General features: G+C 68.7%; 16 protein-coding genes. 7 read left to right on the top strand and 9 right to left on the bottom strand.

Translation table 11 applies throughout. From position 1 onward, the window contains the following. The first annotated feature begins 65 nt into the window (after positions 1-65). The 3 genes from OHA10_RS40105 to OHA10_RS40095 all read left to right on the top strand — a co-directional run bounded on the left by OHA10_RS40105 (position 66) and on the right by OHA10_RS40095 (position 2,868). Positions 66-539, top strand: coding sequence for a GyrI-like domain-containing protein (locus tag OHA10_RS40105; RefSeq protein ID WP_371404011.1), 474 nt, complete (start codon positions 66-68; stop codon positions 537-539). Continuing rightward, complete coding sequence (locus OHA10_RS40100; RefSeq protein WP_371404010.1) at positions 540-1,595, top strand: DUF5937 family protein; 1,056 nt, start codon at positions 540-542, stop codon at positions 1,593-1,595. It abuts the gene before it with no gap. Positions 1,596-1,656: 61 nt separating this feature from the next. Next, entirely contained in the window at positions 1,657-2,868 is a 1,212-nt protein-coding gene (locus tag OHA10_RS40095; RefSeq protein WP_371404009.1) for an MFS transporter, read from the top strand. A 25-nt stretch (positions 2,869-2,893) separates the two neighbouring features. Here the strand turns inward: OHA10_RS40095 and OHA10_RS40090 are convergent, their stop codons facing one another. Further along, on the bottom strand, positions 2,894-3,946 hold the full coding sequence (locus OHA10_RS40090; RefSeq protein WP_371404008.1) for an FAD-dependent oxidoreductase: 1,053 nt from the start codon (positions 3,944-3,946) through the stop codon (positions 2,894-2,896). A gap of 53 nt (positions 3,947-3,999) precedes the next feature. Between OHA10_RS40090 and OHA10_RS40085 the strand changes: the two genes are divergently transcribed. Beyond that, positions 4,000-4,875 (top strand): LysR family transcriptional regulator, encoded by an 876-nt coding sequence (locus OHA10_RS40085; protein ID WP_371404007.1) that lies wholly within the window; start codon positions 4,000-4,002, stop codon positions 4,873-4,875. On the opposite strand, the gene OHA10_RS40080 is transcribed toward OHA10_RS40085, so the two are convergent. The 8 genes from OHA10_RS40080 to OHA10_RS40045 all read right to left on the bottom strand — a co-directional run bounded on the left by OHA10_RS40080 (position 4,865) and on the right by OHA10_RS40045 (position 12,114). After that, positions 4,865-5,347 (bottom strand): 2,4'-dihydroxyacetophenone dioxygenase family protein, encoded by a 483-nt coding sequence (locus OHA10_RS40080; protein ID WP_371404006.1) that lies wholly within the window; start codon positions 5,345-5,347, stop codon positions 4,865-4,867. The genes OHA10_RS40085 and OHA10_RS40080 overlap by 11 nt on opposite strands. Positions 5,348-5,357: 10 nt before the next feature. Continuing rightward, positions 5,358-6,056, bottom strand: a complete 699-nt coding sequence (locus tag OHA10_RS40075; protein WP_371404005.1) for an SDR family NAD(P)-dependent oxidoreductase — start codon at positions 6,054-6,056, stop codon at positions 5,358-5,360. 87 nt (positions 6,057-6,143) lie between these two features. Then, the gene (locus tag OHA10_RS40070; RefSeq protein ID WP_371404004.1) at positions 6,144-6,770 is read right to left on the bottom strand and encodes a hypothetical protein; all 627 of its coding nucleotides are present in this window, start codon (positions 6,768-6,770) and stop codon (positions 6,144-6,146) included. 60 nt (positions 6,771-6,830) lie between these two features. Continuing rightward, entirely contained in the window at positions 6,831-7,526 is a 696-nt protein-coding gene (locus OHA10_RS40065; protein ID WP_371404003.1) for a hypothetical protein, read from the bottom strand. A gap of 80 nt (positions 7,527-7,606) precedes the next feature. Beyond that, a complete protein-coding gene (locus OHA10_RS40060) occupies positions 7,607-9,148 on the bottom strand; it encodes a precorrin-2 C(20)-methyltransferase (protein WP_371404002.1) in 1,542 nt (513 codons plus the stop codon). Further along, entirely contained in the window at positions 9,148-9,777 is a 630-nt protein-coding gene (locus tag OHA10_RS40055; RefSeq protein ID WP_371404001.1) for a precorrin-8X methylmutase, read from the bottom strand. Before OHA10_RS40055 ends, OHA10_RS40060 begins: the two co-directional genes overlap by 1 nt. After that, positions 9,774-10,937 (bottom strand): precorrin-3B synthase, encoded by a 1,164-nt coding sequence (locus OHA10_RS40050; RefSeq protein WP_371404000.1) that lies wholly within the window; start codon positions 10,935-10,937, stop codon positions 9,774-9,776. Before OHA10_RS40050 ends, OHA10_RS40055 begins: the two co-directional genes overlap by 4 nt. 10 nt (positions 10,938-10,947) lie before the next feature. After that, positions 10,948-12,114 (bottom strand): MFS transporter, encoded by a 1,167-nt coding sequence (locus tag OHA10_RS40045; RefSeq protein WP_371403999.1) that lies wholly within the window; start codon positions 12,112-12,114, stop codon positions 10,948-10,950. 118 nt (positions 12,115-12,232) lie between these two features. On the opposite strand from OHA10_RS40045, the gene OHA10_RS40040 reads away from it, so the two are divergent. From OHA10_RS40040 to OHA10_RS40030, 3 genes are all read left to right on the top strand, one after another. Beyond that, complete coding sequence (locus OHA10_RS40040; protein ID WP_371403998.1) at positions 12,233-12,736, top strand: DinB family protein; 504 nt, start codon at positions 12,233-12,235, stop codon at positions 12,734-12,736. 51 nt (positions 12,737-12,787) lie between these two features. After that, positions 12,788-13,270, top strand: coding sequence for a MarR family winged helix-turn-helix transcriptional regulator (locus OHA10_RS40035; protein WP_371403997.1), 483 nt, complete (start codon positions 12,788-12,790; stop codon positions 13,268-13,270). Positions 13,271-13,681: 411 nt separating this feature from the next. Then, a complete protein-coding gene (locus tag OHA10_RS40030) occupies positions 13,682-14,557 on the top strand; it encodes a transglutaminase-like domain-containing protein (RefSeq protein WP_371403996.1) in 876 nt (291 codons plus the stop codon). Positions 14,558-14,691: the final 134 nt, after the last annotated feature.

The following is a 14,691-nucleotide window of genomic DNA, read 5'->3' as shown; positions in this document are numbered from 1 at the left end:
CTCAGTAGACCCTCAGGAATCGCCGGGCGGTAGGTTGAGGCCACCATCGAGTATTTGGAGGACCGATGCCGGAGATCGTCGAGTTGGAGGAACGGCCGTACGTCGCGTTGCGGGGCAAGGTCGCGATGGACGGCATCGGGGCGTTCGCGGACCGGATGCGGGAGGTGATCGACTGGCTCGCGGCCAAGGAGATCGCCCCGAACGACGCGCCGTTCTTCAAGTACGACGTGGTCGACATGGAGAACGGACTGGTCATGGAGATCGGGTTCCCGGTCGACGACCTGCGCTCCGGTGAGGGCGAGATCGTCACCGGCGTACTCCCGGCCGGCCGGTACGCGACCGCCAGCCACCACGGCCACCCCGACGGCCTGATGGCGGCCACCCGCGACCTGCTGGCGTGGGGCGAGGAGCAGGGCCTCGAGTGGGACGCCAATGGCGACCACTGGACCGCCCGCCTGGAGATCTACCGCTCCAACCCCCGCGAGGTCCCAGACATGAACGACTGGGACACCGACCTCCAGTTCAAGCTGAAGGACTGAGTGCCGACTGTCCTCGCGGGCGTCAGTCGGCTCGAGCCCGAGCGGATTCGGCATGTCGCGTCGCCGCTGATCGAGTTGGGCTGCGCTCTGCACGTGCTGGCTGAGCCCACTCACCATGACCGGGTCGAGTGGGCGGCGTCCGTTCCGTTGTCCGCTGAGCTGCGCTCCGAGCTGGCGCAGTGGTCCTGGACGGTGCGTGCGGTCCGCGCTCGCTTCTTCGCGACCACAGCTGCTACCGGCATGCCGTCCTGGTCGGATGAGCTGGCCGCGCTCCGGTCACGCCCGCCGGAGGAGGTGGCCGCTGAGCTGGTCCGGCCGTTGCGCGGTCGCCCGTTGAGCAGCCGGTCCGTCGACACAGACGCCGTACTGCACTGGGCTCGCAGTCGTGGCCGTGCGGTGGCTGCGCTGGTCGAGTCGCTCGTGACGTCTCCAGCAGATCCGGTACGGCGCTTTGTCGACCTGCTGGATGCTTGCTGGCAGGAGTGGTTTCGGGACGTCTGGTCGGCGTCACGGGATGAGCTGGCTGCCCGTGGTCGGCACGACCGCGACCTGGCGATCCGCGACGGCGTCGGAGCGATGCTGCGGTCGTTGGACAGCTCGATCGACCTGCGTGACGCCGACAGCGTCGTCGTACAGAAGGTGCAGAGCAAGCGGATCGACGTCAGCACGCGTTCGTTGTTGCTTGTCCCCAGCAACTACATCGCGCCGCACCTGTTCGTCGGCGAGATCCCCGGCGAACCGATCACGGTCATCTATCCGGTGACCGGTCGGGGTGCCGCCGTACCGACCGCTCAGCAGATCCGCTCCCGGTTGGATGCGCTGGCATCACCCGATCGCCTGCAGGTCTGCCGAGCCGTCGCCAGCGAACCCCGCACGGCCGGTGAGATCGCTGCACTCTGGGGTCTGCACCCCACGCAGGTCACCCGCCACCTCAGAGCCCTGACCAGAGCCGGTCTGGTCACGGCCGAACGGCAGGGCCGCTTCGTTGCCTACCGCCTGGACAACCAGGCTCTGACCACCCTCGGCGCCGACCTCCTGACACTGATCATGCGCTGATGGACTGACAGAAGTCGGCAATCCAACGGCGGGGCCGGACCGCGTGGCTTTGAGTGATCAGGTGACTTCTCTTCCGCCTGCAGTGCGTCGGTTGATTCTGGCAACGTTGGTGAACACGCTCGGGAACGGCGTCTACGCGGCCGTCGGGGCGCTCTACCTGACCAGAGCGGCCGGCCTGTCCGTCGCGCACGTCGGCGTCGGGCTGACCGTGGCCGCACTGGTCGGCCTGGTGACGAGCACCCCGCTCGGTGTCGTTGCCGATCGCCTCGGCCCGAACCGCGCGTACGTCGGCTTCCTGCTGCTCCAGGCGCTCACGATGACCGCGCTCACCCAGGTCCGTTCCTTCGCCCCGTACGTCGTCGTCGCCGGCGTGACTGCGATCGCGGATTCCGGCCAACGCGGCGCCAAGGGCGCGCTGATCGCGGGACTGTCACCGGCCGACCAGCGGGTGCGGACCCGGGCGATCCTCCGGGTGGCGACGAACGTCGGGATGGGTGCCGGCATGGGACTGGCCGGGATCGTGCTCGCGGTCGACCGGCGAGAGGTCTATGTGATCGCGTTGCTCGCGAACGCGGCGACGTACCTGGTCATGGCCGGGCTGGTGCGCTTCGGCATGCCCGAGGTGGACAAGGTGCCCTCGGCCGGCGGGCCGTCGGGCCTGACCGCGCTGGCGGATCGGAGGTTCCTGGCGTTCGTTGCACTGGACGGCGTACTGACGATGCATGCCGCGCTGGCGCAGGTCGGGATCCCGCTCTGGGTGGCGACCGCGACCGATGCGCCGCGGTGGATGATCTCGGTCCTGCTGGTGATCAACTCGGTCGCGGTGATCCTGCTGCAGGTACGGGTCGCCCGCGGCACCGAACAGCTGTCCGGCGCTGCCCGAGCCGGCCGCCGGGCCGGACTGCTGCTCGCCGGTGCCTGCGTCGTACTCGCTCTCACCGACACGACGTCCGGCGTGGTGACGGTCGGTCTGCTGATCGTCGCAGCGCTGTTCCATGTGCTCGGCGAGATGCTCCAGTCGGCGGGCGGTTGGGGCATCAGCTTCGAGCTCGCGCCGCCCGGCGCACAGGGTCAGTACCAGGGCGCGTATGCGATGGGCCGCCAACTCGGCGACCTCGTGGCGCCATTGCTCCTCACCACGGTCGCCGTCTCCTGGGGCTGGCCCGGATGGCTGCTCGTCGGCGCTCTCTTTCTCTTCGCCGGCCTCCTGATCCCGGGCGTCGTCGCCGGCCACCGTGCGAACGCCGAGGAGCGCGACCTCGTTGTGAGCTGAGTCGCTGGCGAGAATGCCCGCGAAGCTAAGCAGCCTGGGGTTTGAGCAGGTCGCGCAGGGAGCGTGCGGCGGTGAAGCCGGCGCGGTTGGCGCCGATGGTGCTCGCCGAGGGGCCGTAGCCGACCAGGTGGATGCGTGGGTCGGCGACGGTCGCGGTGCCGTTCATACGGATGCCGCCGGAGGGCTCGCGGAGGTGGAGCGGGGCCAGGTGGGCCAGGTCGGCGCGGAAGCCGGTCGCCCAAAGGATGGTGTCGATGTGTTCGTGTCGGCCATCTGCCCACTCGACGCCGTCCGGTGTGATGCGGGAGAACATCGGGTAGCGGGTGTAGACGCCGCGGTCCCAGGCAGCTTGTTCCTGCGGTCGCAGGTGCAGGCCGGTCACGCTGACCACGCTCCGCGGCGGCAGTCCGGCGCGGACCCGTTCCTCGACCCGGGCGACCACCTGCCGCCCGTACTCCGGCGTGAAGTCGTCACCTGTCCGCCACTCCGGCGGCCGACGCGTCACCCAGGTCGTGGTCGCGACAGCGGAGATCTCCGCCAGCAACTGCACGGCTGACGCGCCGCCGCCCACAACGAGCACGTGCTGGCCGGCAAGCTCCGCTGCGCCGCGGTAATCGGCCGTGTGGAGCTGCCGACCGCGGAACGTCTCGATCCCCGGATACCAAGGGATGAACGGCCGGTCCCACGTTCCTGTCGCATTGACCAAAGCCGCTGCGCGGTACGTGTCGCCGTCGGTCTGCACCTCGAAGCCGCCACCCACCGCGTGCACGCTGGAGACTGCAACGGGTCGGAGGACGGGCAGCGCGAAGCGTTTCTCGTAGTCCGCGAAGTACGCCGGGACGAACGCGTTCGCCCGCTCCGTATCTGCACTCGGCGGCACCGGTACACCGGGCAGGTTCGCGATCCCGTGCACGTCGTGCATCGTCAGCGAGTCCCACCGGTGCTGCCAGGCGCCACCGGGCGCCGGATTCCGGTCCAGGACCACGACCTCGTCGTACGGCGTGAATCCGAGCCGCACCAGGTGGTACGCAGCCGACAGCCCCGCCTGTCCCGCACCGATCACCGCTACTTCGAGCACACCATGGTCAACACCCGGTCGCGTGTCCGTCTTCCCGGCTACCGTGGCGTCGCATGGACCTCAACGCGGCGTACGGCTTCCGGATGGACTGGATCGTGAGCTTCGTAGCCGTCGCGCGGTACGGCGGGTTCTCCGCGGCCGGCAAGGCGGTGTACCGCGGTCAGTCGCGGATCAGCGAGCACGTGGCCGAGCTGGAGCGCGCACTCGGCGTACAGCTGTTCGACCGGACCCATCCGACCAGTCTGACGCCGGAGGGCCGTGCGTTGCTCCCGCGTGCCGAGGAGCTCCTGCGCAACCTCCAGAGCCTGAACGGCGGGGGAGAGGTTCGCTTCGGCGCCTACCCGAGCGCGGCCGCCTGGCTGTTCCCACGCGTCGTACGCCGCCTGCCGGACAGCATCCGGCTCCTGCTCGTCGAGGGACCGAGCATCGACCTCGAGAGCGCCCTGCTCCGCGGCGACATCGACCTCGCGATCCGGCCGGTGCACCCGCTCGTGACCGACGAATCGCTCGTCCACGAGGTGCTCTGGCGCGAACCGCTCACCGCCGTCTTCCCGGCCAAGCACCCGCTGGCCGAGGCTTCATCGGTGAGCCTCGAAGAGCTCGCCGAGCTCCCGCTCATCTCGATCGGTGAGGCGGACGGGCCGCGGCAGTTCGAGTCCCACCTGGCGTTCGCGTCCGCCGGCCTCAGCCCCGAGTCCGTCTTCCGCACCAACCAGCCGCAGACGCTGCTGTCCCTGGTCCGTCACGGTCTCGGCGTTGGCGTGACCAACCAGTTGGCGGTCACGACGGCCAACCTCGACGGCGTGAAGCTCGTCCCGATTCACGACGCCGGTGTGGACCGCCAGGTCGGGTTGTTCACCCGCGGCGACCGCGTGCACTCGCCTTCGCTGGACCAGGTGATCGAGGCTGTGCGGGAGGTCAGCGGATGAACTGGTCCACGTAGTCCGCGCCGAGTCCGTTGGCGCCGTAGTGGTCGCGGCAGAGCTGGATCTTCGTGAACGTGTCCTCGTAGCCGATCTGGTTCCCGGCCTCGTCGACGTAGATCATCGCGCCGGAGATGTTGAAGAACGTGATCATCTCGGTGCAGTCCTCGGGCACGCGCAGGGTGTGGATCTCGCCCGGCGGTTCGTACACGAACGATCCGGTGTCGGCGACCCAGTCGTGTTCGTCGTACTGCCATTTGCCCTTGATCACATAGCCGAAGACCGCGCTGGGGTGGCGGTGCCGCGAGACGATGCCGGCCCGGGTGACCTTCAGCAGGTTGCACCACTGGCCGGTGATCGTGTTCAGCATCAACGGCCGGAACCAGACGCCCGGCGCCTGCTGCACCCAGAGCCGGTCGTCGTCGGGGACTGCCTGTACCGCGATCTCCGGCGGCACGCCTGCGGATACGGGGATCATCGGGTTCTCCTCACATGCTCAGGTAGCCGCCGTCGACGGGTACGACGGTGCCGGTGACGAAGCCCGCGTCGGGGCCGGACAGGAAGGCGATCACGCCCGCGACCTCATCCGGCGTACCCCAGCGAGCCATCGGCGTACGGGACAGGATCCGCTCGGAGGCGACCGGATCGGACTGCAGCGCTGCAGTCAGGTCCGTGGCGATCCAGCCGGGCGCGACGGCGTTCACGCGGATGCCGTCCGCCGCCCACGCCACGGCCAGGGACTTGGTCAGCTGCACGATCCCGCCTTTGGACGCGCTGTACGCCGGTACGAGTGGACCGCCGAAGTAGCTGAGCATCGAGGCCACGTTGACGATGCAACCGCTGCTCGCCGCGAGCAGGTCGTGTGCGGCCTCGGCGGCCCGCATCGCGCCGGTCAGGTTGATCTCCACGACCTCGCGAAACACGTCCGGCTGGTGCTCGTCGCCACGCCGGATGATGCCGGCCGCGTTCACCAGGACGTCGAGAGCCCCGAGCGAACTGATCAGTCCCTCGAGGTCGCCGGGCTGGCGCAGATCCAGCTCCACTTGGACGGGATGGGGCGCGCTCGCCTCTGGCGTGTGGGCGTTCAGGCCGGCTGCGATGACGTGCAGGCCGTCCGCCGCGAGGCGGCGTGCTGTGGCCGCACCGATGCCACTGGTGCCTCCGACGACCAGCGCGGTCCGTGTCATGCCTCGCATCCTGCAGGCTCCTCAGAGGTCCGACAAGCGTGACCCGGACGGCGGATCAGACTCATCCGCCGTCCGGGTCACCGGTTGTCAGCTCACGTCGATCCGCTTGTGGTACCGCTGTCCGGCCAGGCTGCCGACCACGGCCGCCAGCAGCGTGAGCACGACCGCCGCGATCATCATGACGACTCCGCCGGTCGTCAGCGCGCGGTCATCGATCGGTACCGACGGCAGGTCAACCCGGTCGAGTACGTCGTACTGCGAACCGGCCAGCGCCGCGAGCCCCGCGACGACCGCCGTCACCACGACACCGATCATCCAGACGCCGAAACCCTGCCGGGCGCCGTCGAAGCGGGCCAGCCGTCCGGCGACGTACCCGCCGTTGTAGTAGGCGATCACCAGGATCACCAGCAGTACCGCCGCGGAGGCGATCCCGATCGTGCCGGCGGAGTTGTTCCAGTCGATCGTGAGCGCGTAGTCGGCGGCGGCCGCGAGCGCTCCGACGATCCCGGTGAGCAGCGCGATCAGCCCGATCGCGACGATCCAGCCGAAGAAGGCCGCGCCGCCCTTGAAGCCGCGGTACAAGGGGTCGACCCGATCCTTGGTCGCCCTGGTCGCCGGCGTGCTCCGGTCGGTGGTTGTGGTTCGGTCGTCGTCGTAGGTCTCGGACGGACCGACCCGGTCGATACGTGTGTCTTCCTGATGCTGCTGGGTCATAGCAGTCTCTCCTCACCAGACAGCCCCGTGCAGCCGTCCGGTACCCCGCAGCGAAACCCTCTAGTTCAGCAGTTCGTCGATCCGGTCGTGGTACCGCCGGCCGTTCTTGCCGCCGAGGATCGCCATCAGCAGCGTCAGGACCAGCAGCGCGGCCGCGGCGACGATGCCGCCGAGCAGGAGCGTGTTGTCGGCCAGCGCCACGTCCGGCCAGTTGATCCGGCCGACCAGGTCGTACTGGTTGTCCAGCACCCAGCCACCGGCGCCCGCGATCACGCCGACCACCAGCGCGATCATCCACACCCCGAAGCCCTGGCGTCCGCCGTCGAAGCGCGCCAGCCGGCCGGCGACGTACCCGCCGGTGTAGAACGCGATCATCAGCATGAAGATCGACACCGCAGCGGCGGTGATCAACGCCGCGCCGGGCTGGGCCTTCGCGTCGCTGGTGGTGTAGTCGAGGATCTCGGCGGTCCCGAGCGCGGCCGCGGACACGGCTGCCAGCAACAGGACCGACATCGAGATCGCGATCAGCCAGCCGAAGAACGCCGCACCGAACTTGAACCCGCGGTACGACAGCAGTTCGGGTGCGACCTCGGGCTCCGCGGCGACCGCGCTCGACGGCTCCGGGATCGAGATCGTGCTCATCGCCCGGCTCGCCGCGGCCCGGGCTTCCTCGTACCGCTGCGTGGTGGTGTCTTCGCCGACGGGTGTGGCGATCGTGGCGGTGCTGCCTTGGTCGCCCGGGTACTGCTGAGTCATGTCCGCTGGCTCCTCACTGGTCGGCTTCCGCGCGGGTCCCTACCCGTCCGTACGGCGCCTGACACAGCCCGGGAGCGGATTTAACCGGCTCCTGGCGTGGGCTCACTCACCGTGCCCGGATAGCGGCGGGGAGTGAAGACCAACGGACCATCGGGGCGGAGCACGGTACGGGTCTGTGACGAGCCGATCAGGAGCAGACACCGCATGTCAACCGTCTGTGCGTCGAGTTCCGCCAGTGTTGTGACAGTGATCGCTTCCTCCGGGCCGCCGACATCCCGGCCGACCACCACCGGCGTACCGGGGGAGCGGTGCTCGAGCAGCAGATCGCGGGTTGCCGCCACCTGCCAGGTGCGGGACTTCGAGGCCGGGTTGTAGATCGCGATCGCCAGGTCGGCTGCTGCCGCTGCGGTCAGCCGTTGGGCGATCACCTCCCACGGCTTCAGGCGGTCCGACAGTGACAGGACGCAGTAGTCGTGCCCGAGCGGCGCTCCGACCCGGCTGGCGACGGCCTGGGCGGCAGTCATCCCGGGCAGCACGCGTACGGCGATGTCGGCGTACTCCGGCTCCGAGGCGACCTCTGTGACCGCACTGGCCATCGCGAACACGCCGGGGTCACCGGACGAGACCACAACCACGTTTGAGCCCTTACGGGCCAGGTCGAGCGCGAAGGCGGCCCGCTCGGACTCGACGCGGTTGTCGGAGCCGTGCTTGCGCTGACGGGCGCGGTCGGGGAGGCGGTCGACGTACGTGGTGTAGCCGATCACGTCGTCGGCGCTCGCGATGGCGGCGCGGACCTCAGGGGTCATCCACTCGGCTCCGGCCGGTCCCAGGCCGACGACCGTCACTGAGCCTTCGGTCGCGGTTCGGGTCTGCGGGGGAGTGAAGGTGTTGTTGATCGGGCTGGGGAGGAGGGCGAGGGAGAAGTACGGGACCTCGTCGGGGTCGACGTCGTTGAGGGGCGATGTGCGCTGGGCGTCGGTCGTGGCGCGTTCGACGTACCAGGCCTCGTCCGCACGCCCGGCCAACTCGAAGGCTTCGCGGACGTTGGCGAAGGTGCGTCCTAGCTTCATCACGGCCGCTGCGTCGGTCTCTCTCAGCCGGTCCGCCAGCACATCCGGCGGCAGGGTGCCCGGGAGGACGGTGAGGATCTCGTCCCGCTCACACAACGGCCGCCCGAGCACGGCAGCTGCCGCACTCACCGACGTGACGCCCGGGACGACCTCACACGGGTAGCGGTCCGCGAGACGTTTGTGCATGTGCATGTAGGACCCGTAGAACAGCGGATCCCCTTCCGCGAGCACGACGACGTTGCGGCCGGCGTCAAGATGCGCTGCGAGCCGGCCGGCGCAGTCTTCGTAGAAGTCATCCATCGCACCCTGATACCCGCCCGGGTGGTCCGTCGTCTCCGTCGTCAACGGGTAGACCAGATGCTCCTGGATCTGCCCATCTGTCAGGTAGGGCGCCGCCACCCCGCGCGCAATGCTCCGCCCGTGCCGCGCACTGTGAAACGCGATCACGTCGGCCGCGCCTATGAGCCTCGCTGCCTTCACGGTCACGAGCTCGGGATCGCCTGGTCCGAGCCCGACGCCCCACAACCGCCCGGTGGACCTTTGCTCGGTCATCACTCTTCCTCGCTTGCGATTGCGTTGACCGCGGCGGCGGTGATCGCGCTTCCGCCGCGGCGGCCGCGGACGATCAGGTACTCGAGACCGAGCTCGTTCGCCGCCAGCGCGTCCTTCGACTCGGCCGCACCGATGAAACCGACCGGGATCCCGAGGATCGCTGCAGGCCGCGGTGCGCGTTGGGAAAGCCGGTTGAGCAAGTGGAACAACGTCGTCGGAGCGTTGCCGATAGCAACAACCGCTCCGGCCAGGTGCTCGTCCCAGAGCTCGACCGCCGCGGCGCTCCGTGTGGTTTGGAGGCGTTGGGCGAGCTCGACGGTCCGAGGATCCTGCAACGTGCAGATCACCTCGTTGTCCGCGGGTAGCCGCCGCCGCGTGACACCGGCCGCCACCATCTGCGCATCACACAGAATCGGCGCACCACCCTGCAGCGCAGCCCGCGCGCTCTTCACGACGTTGGGCGACCAAGCGAGATCGCCAACCAGATCAGTCATCCCACAGGCATGAATCATCCGCACAGCAACCTGCGCCACATCCGCCGGCAGGCCGTCCAGCGCCGCCTCACGCCGGATCGTCGCAAACGACCGCCGATAGATCTCCGCGCCGTCCCGTTCGTACTCGAAGCTCACACCCGTTCCCCATCCACCAGATACCCATCGCCCACCGCAACCACATCCACAAACTCACCGCTCGGCTTCCCACACCGCCGCTCACACCCAGCCCAATGCACTCGCCGCCCGTCACGCGGGAACGCAGGCATGAGCCTGATCGCGTCACGACGCACATCAGCCAGCGCCTTCGCACACCCCGGCCTCCCGGCGCACGCCGTCACACCCTCCCAGACCGAGCCAGGCGCAGTAGCCAACCCAACGCCCTCGAGCCCTACTACCCCAGTCCCCACCACAACGGACCGCCAAGGCGTAATCCGAACCCCACCCGCCGCCCCCGCGACACCGCCGGTCCCAGCCGCCCCCACAGCTCCGCCCGCACCGCCGCCGACTCCACCGACCCCGGCGGCTTCGACCAGCGCAGTTGCTTGGTCCTGGGTGAGGCTTCCGAGGGGGACGGTTACCACCAGCGCCTCGCCGTGCACACCAGCTGTCACCCGCGTGGTGCTGGTGTCCAGCGCCTCATCCGCCCGCAGCCCGAGCCGCTCGAGGATCCGCTCTTCGCCGCCAGGCACCTCAGCGATCCGCCACTCCTGATCGCGCACCGCCAGGAACGCCTCCGCCGCAGCCAGCATCAGCCACGGCGCATCAGCCCACGCCACCCGCACACCACGACTACCGAGGCTCAGCACACCACTCTCATCGTCCAGCGCACGCACAGCAACGTCCGCCCGCACCTCCGCCAGATCTCCCCGCCCATCGTCCAGCGCGAACAGGAACCGCCCCGGCAGCTCCGCCAACCCCGGCCGCCCACACAGCTCCCGGTCCAGCGCAGCAGCCACCGGAAGTACGTCGTACCGCGACTCCTCATCCAACCCGGACAGCGGCGACGCAAGGATGTTCCGCACCCGCTCATGCGCCATCGACGGCAGCAGACCCGCACCGAACAACCGATCCGACAACTCCCGCGGCCCCCGCGCATCCAGCCCGCGGATCTGCACATTCGCGCGAGAGGTGAGCTCCAGCCGCCCATCACCCAGCTCAGCGGCAGCAACCCGCAGTACCTCGAGCTGCTCCGCACTCAGCCACCCACCCGGCAACCGAACCCGCGCCAGACCGCCATCAGCCGCCTGATGCACCGCCAGCACACCAGGGCATCGATCGGTCTCGGTCCGCGCCATGCCCGCGATGCTACGTCCCCGGAACCTCCTGTGTTCTGGACCACAGCAGCACCGCCACCGCCACCACCGCACACCCACCACCGGCCACCATCGCCACCGGTATCGACCACGCATCCACCACCAGCCCGCCGAGCAGCGCACCGATCGACAACACCGCCTGGTACGACGACGTGAACCACACCGTCGCCGCCTCCCGCGACTGCGGCGCCGCCTGCGCGAACATGCTCATCGAGCACACCGGGATCCCGCCGTACCCGAGCCCCCAGACCACGAGCACCACCAGCGCCCCAGCCGCGGTGTGACCCGCGACCGGCAGCAGCAGAGTCGCAGCCGCAATCAGCCCCGCACAGGTGGCGAACGTCGCCCTCAGGTTCCGCACAGCCGCCGTACCAGCGATGACATTGCCCACCAGGCCCGCAGCCCCATAGATCAGCAAGAGCAGCCCGATGAGCTCCGGCCGCACCACATCGCGCAGGAACGGCGTGACATAGGTATAGGTCGCGAACTGTGCCGTGACGATCAAACACGTCACGATGAGCGCATTCCGACTACCTCGAAGAGCATCACGCAGTACTGCAGCCCGCGTGACCTGCAGCGGCGGCAGCGGAGGCACCGTGGTTCGCAGTACGACCAGCGCCAGTAGACCGAGCACCCCGAGCGCAGCAAACGACGTACGCCACCCCGCGAACTCACCAACGAACGTGCCAGCCGGTACGCCGAGCACCGAGCCAAGCGGCACCGCGGAGAAGATCACGGCTGTAGCGCGCGGCGCCCACCGCTCCGGGACCAGTCTCCCCGCCAGCCCGGCTCCGATCGACCAGAAGCCGCCGATGGTGAGCCCGACGAGGAATCTGGCTACCAGTTCGAGCCAGAACACCGGTGCGATCGCCGCGACGAGTCCTGCGATCGCCAGCAGCACCATGAGCACGCAGAGCATCAGACGGCGGTCCAGCCGAGCTGTTGCGACCGTGACGACCGGTGCGGCGACTGCTGCGACCAGTCCGGGCATTGTCATCAGCCAACCGGTGCGTCCGGCAGTGAGTTCGAAGTCCGCGCCGATAGGAGTGAGGAGACCGATCGGGAGGATCTCGGTGGTCACGATCGCGAAGATCCCGAGCGTCACCGCGACGACTCCTAGCCAGCGGACCGTCGGCGTACGGGTTTCCAGAAGAGTCATAGTGTCGAGCGAACTAGTTGCAATAACGCCAGGCTCGCGGTTTTGCGACACCGCGGTGGTCAGCGAGCAAGCCGTCGCATTCCCGCGATTGTCGGTGCCGGGTGAGAGGCTGCCGCGCATGGTGCTGAGAGACCGGCCGTGGCCGGATACCGACCTGACACTCGCGCAGTCAGTGATCGGGTACTTCGAGTTCATCCACACCACCGCGGTGAACAAGCTCGACGGGCTGGACGAGCAGCAAGCCCGCGCGACGCCGCTCGCCACCTCGCCGGTGATGAATCCGCTCGGGCTGATCAAACACCTGACTGCGGTGCAACGGCAGCACATCCAGCGGACGATCGGCGGACAGGACCTGCCGTCGTTATGGCGGTCCGACGACCACGACTACGAGTTCCGGATCGGGCCGGACGAGACGGTCGCGTCGGTCGTCGCGGCGTACGACGCGGAGTGGGAGCGGTCGCGGGAGACGCTGAGCAAGGTGGACTGGACCGGGTTCGTCGACGGGTACCGCGGGCCGATCCGGGTCGAGCGGCTGCTGCTCGACGTACTGCAGGAATCGGCGCGGCACCTCGGCCACCTCGACGTGGTCCGGGAGCTGATCGACGGCGCCCGCGGAGAATGATCTGACTCCGGATCATCTGCGGACAGACGATCCCGCGCTACTCTCGAAGGTATGGCGCAGCTTCCAGAACGTACCGTGCCCGACCTGACCGGCTACCTCACGCACGCCGGCCATGTCCTGGAGACCCAGCTGTCCGCGGCGCTGGCGGAGATCGGCCTGACGCTGCGGATGCAGTGCGTACTGCGGCATGCGCTCGAGGCGGAACGCACCCAGATCCAGATCGCGGAGCTCGCGTACATGGACAAGACCACGATGGTCGTCACCGTCGACGCCCTCGAGGAAGCCGGCTACGCCGAACGCAAACCCGCCGCCACCGACCGCCGCGCCCGCATCATCGCCGTCACCCCCGCCGGCGCCAAAATCGCCGCCGAAGGCCAGAAAATCGTCGACCAGGTCCACGCCAACGCCCTCAACACCCTCGCCGCCCCCCAACGCAAGCCCTTCGTCGACGCCATCACCACGCTGGTCGACGGCCCCCTCTCCACTCCCACCACAGCCCAACCCGTACGCCGCTCCCGCCAACGCACCAGCTGACCGAACAGACCCCGCCCGGGATGTGATCAGCCCATCCCGGTGCCACGCGCGGCTCCTTCGTCGCCGTGCTGCGCGCCGCTTCCCACCCACCCCCGGGCTCATCGCCCGGAGCATCCTTTCCGGCTATCGCCGGACCTGCGGGCTACCGCCCGCACCCGTGCGCGCTGCCGCGCGTGCGACCGCCCCGTGGTGGGGCTGGTTCGTACCTGTCGAGGAGACTGCTGCCGGCCTGCCTCGCCGCGTCATGCCTCCTGAAGATCGTTGCTGTCGGCACTCACTCGCCCTTGTTGCAAAGGCAGAACGGGCGGCCGGCGGGGTCGGAGTACACAGAGCCGGCCATTGTGCTGTTCTGACGGTGGCGATGCGCTGTAAATGCCTGAAATGTCAGCGAAATCAGGGCAGGATCGGTGCGTGACCATCCAGGACCGACTCGCGCGGCATTCCGCCTTCTCGGATCCGGGCCGGCACGGTCGGCTGCTTCGTGAGCTGTCCGGGATCGAGGAGATCTGCACGGCGGTCAGCAATCTCGTCCTCCACTATCGCGCCGAGGCACACCTGCTCCGCGATCATCGTCGGGGCGAGATCAACTCGCGGTGGGCGTCAACCATCCTGGATCTTGATCAGGCCAGGCATCCCGGGCCGTTGTCGGATCCGCGCCCGCCCGGCGACCGCGTAGCGGGATGCTGTCGTGATCATTCGTTGCTCGCAGTCGCCGCTCTACGCGAGCAGGAAATCCCGGCTCGGACCCGGGTGGGCTTCACCGGCTATTTCCCGGGACCTCCGGACTTCCGCGGTGATCACGTCGTGGCCGAATGGTGGAACGGCGACCGGTGGCAGCGGTTCGATCCCGAACTCGAGCCTGGGAGCCGTTCGTTCGACGTCCGGGATCTGCCGACCGGTGAGGGGGCACTCTTCGAGACCGCCGCGGAAGTCTGGACGGGCTATCGTGCCGGTCGCCTCGATCCGGCGCGTTATGGCGTGGCGCCCAACTCGGAACTGTCCGGTCCGGGATTCATCCGGACGTACGTGATCATGGAGGTCCTGCACCGGTACGGCCACGAGGCACTCCTGTGGGACGAGGTCGGCACTGGGATCACAGATTCCGATGCCGACGAGGTCGCCCGGCTACTGCTCGCCGCCGACGCAGGAGACTTGGCGGCCGAGGATCACCTGGAGCGACAGTTCCAGACCGACCCAAAGCTCCGACCGGCTCCAACGGTCACCCAACTCTCGCCGTACGGGGATCCACCGATCACGATCGACCTCACCCAGCGTCCTCGCCGCTGAGCTCGCTGCGGGGGTGGAACTGTTTTGCATCGTCCTGATGCTCGGGCTCCGAGGTTCTCGGATCGGGGATCCGCAGGAGGGAGATGGTCAGGGCTGGTCTCGAACCGCTGACCTTGCGCTGTCAGATCGCGGCA

The sequence above is a fragment of the Kribbella sp. NBC_00662 genome, assembly GCF_041430295.1.
Taxonomy (GTDB): Bacteria; Actinomycetota; Actinomycetes; order Propionibacteriales; family Kribbellaceae; genus Kribbella.
The sequence above is the reverse complement of the archived record's forward strand: the minus strand, read 5'-3'. Positions and strand labels throughout refer to the sequence as shown.

Coding starts and splice junctions, on each gene's coding strand:
- OHA10_RS40105 (WP_371404011.1), top strand. CDS start 66: ATGCCGGAGATCGTCGAGTTGGAGGAACGGCCGTACGTCGCGTTGCGG.
- OHA10_RS40085 (WP_371404007.1), top strand. CDS start 4,000: ATGGACCTCAACGCGGCGTACGGCTTCCGGATGGACTGGATCGTGAGC.
- OHA10_RS40080 (WP_371404006.1), bottom strand. CDS start 5,347: ATGATCCCCGTATCCGCAGGCGTGCCGCCGGAGATCGCGGTACAGGCA.
- OHA10_RS40075 (WP_371404005.1), bottom strand. CDS start 6,056: ATGACACGGACCGCGCTGGTCGTCGGAGGCACCAGTGGCATCGGTGCG.
- OHA10_RS40070 (WP_371404004.1), bottom strand. CDS start 6,770: ATGACCCAGCAGCATCAGGAAGACACACGTATCGACCGGGTCGGTCCG.
- OHA10_RS40065 (WP_371404003.1), bottom strand. CDS start 7,526: ATGACTCAGCAGTACCCGGGCGACCAAGGCAGCACCGCCACGATCGCC.
- OHA10_RS40060 (WP_371404002.1), bottom strand. CDS start 9,148: ATGACCGAGCAAAGGTCCACCGGGCGGTTGTGGGGCGTCGGGCTCGGA.
- OHA10_RS40050 (WP_371404000.1), bottom strand. CDS start 10,937: ATGGCGCGGACCGAGACCGATCGATGCCCTGGTGTGCTGGCGGTGCAT.
- OHA10_RS40045 (WP_371403999.1), bottom strand. CDS start 12,114: ATGACTCTTCTGGAAACCCGTACGCCGACGGTCCGCTGGCTAGGAGTC.
- OHA10_RS40040 (WP_371403998.1), top strand. CDS start 12,233: ATGGTGCTGAGAGACCGGCCGTGGCCGGATACCGACCTGACACTCGCG.
- OHA10_RS40035 (WP_371403997.1), top strand. CDS start 12,788: ATGGCGCAGCTTCCAGAACGTACCGTGCCCGACCTGACCGGCTACCTC.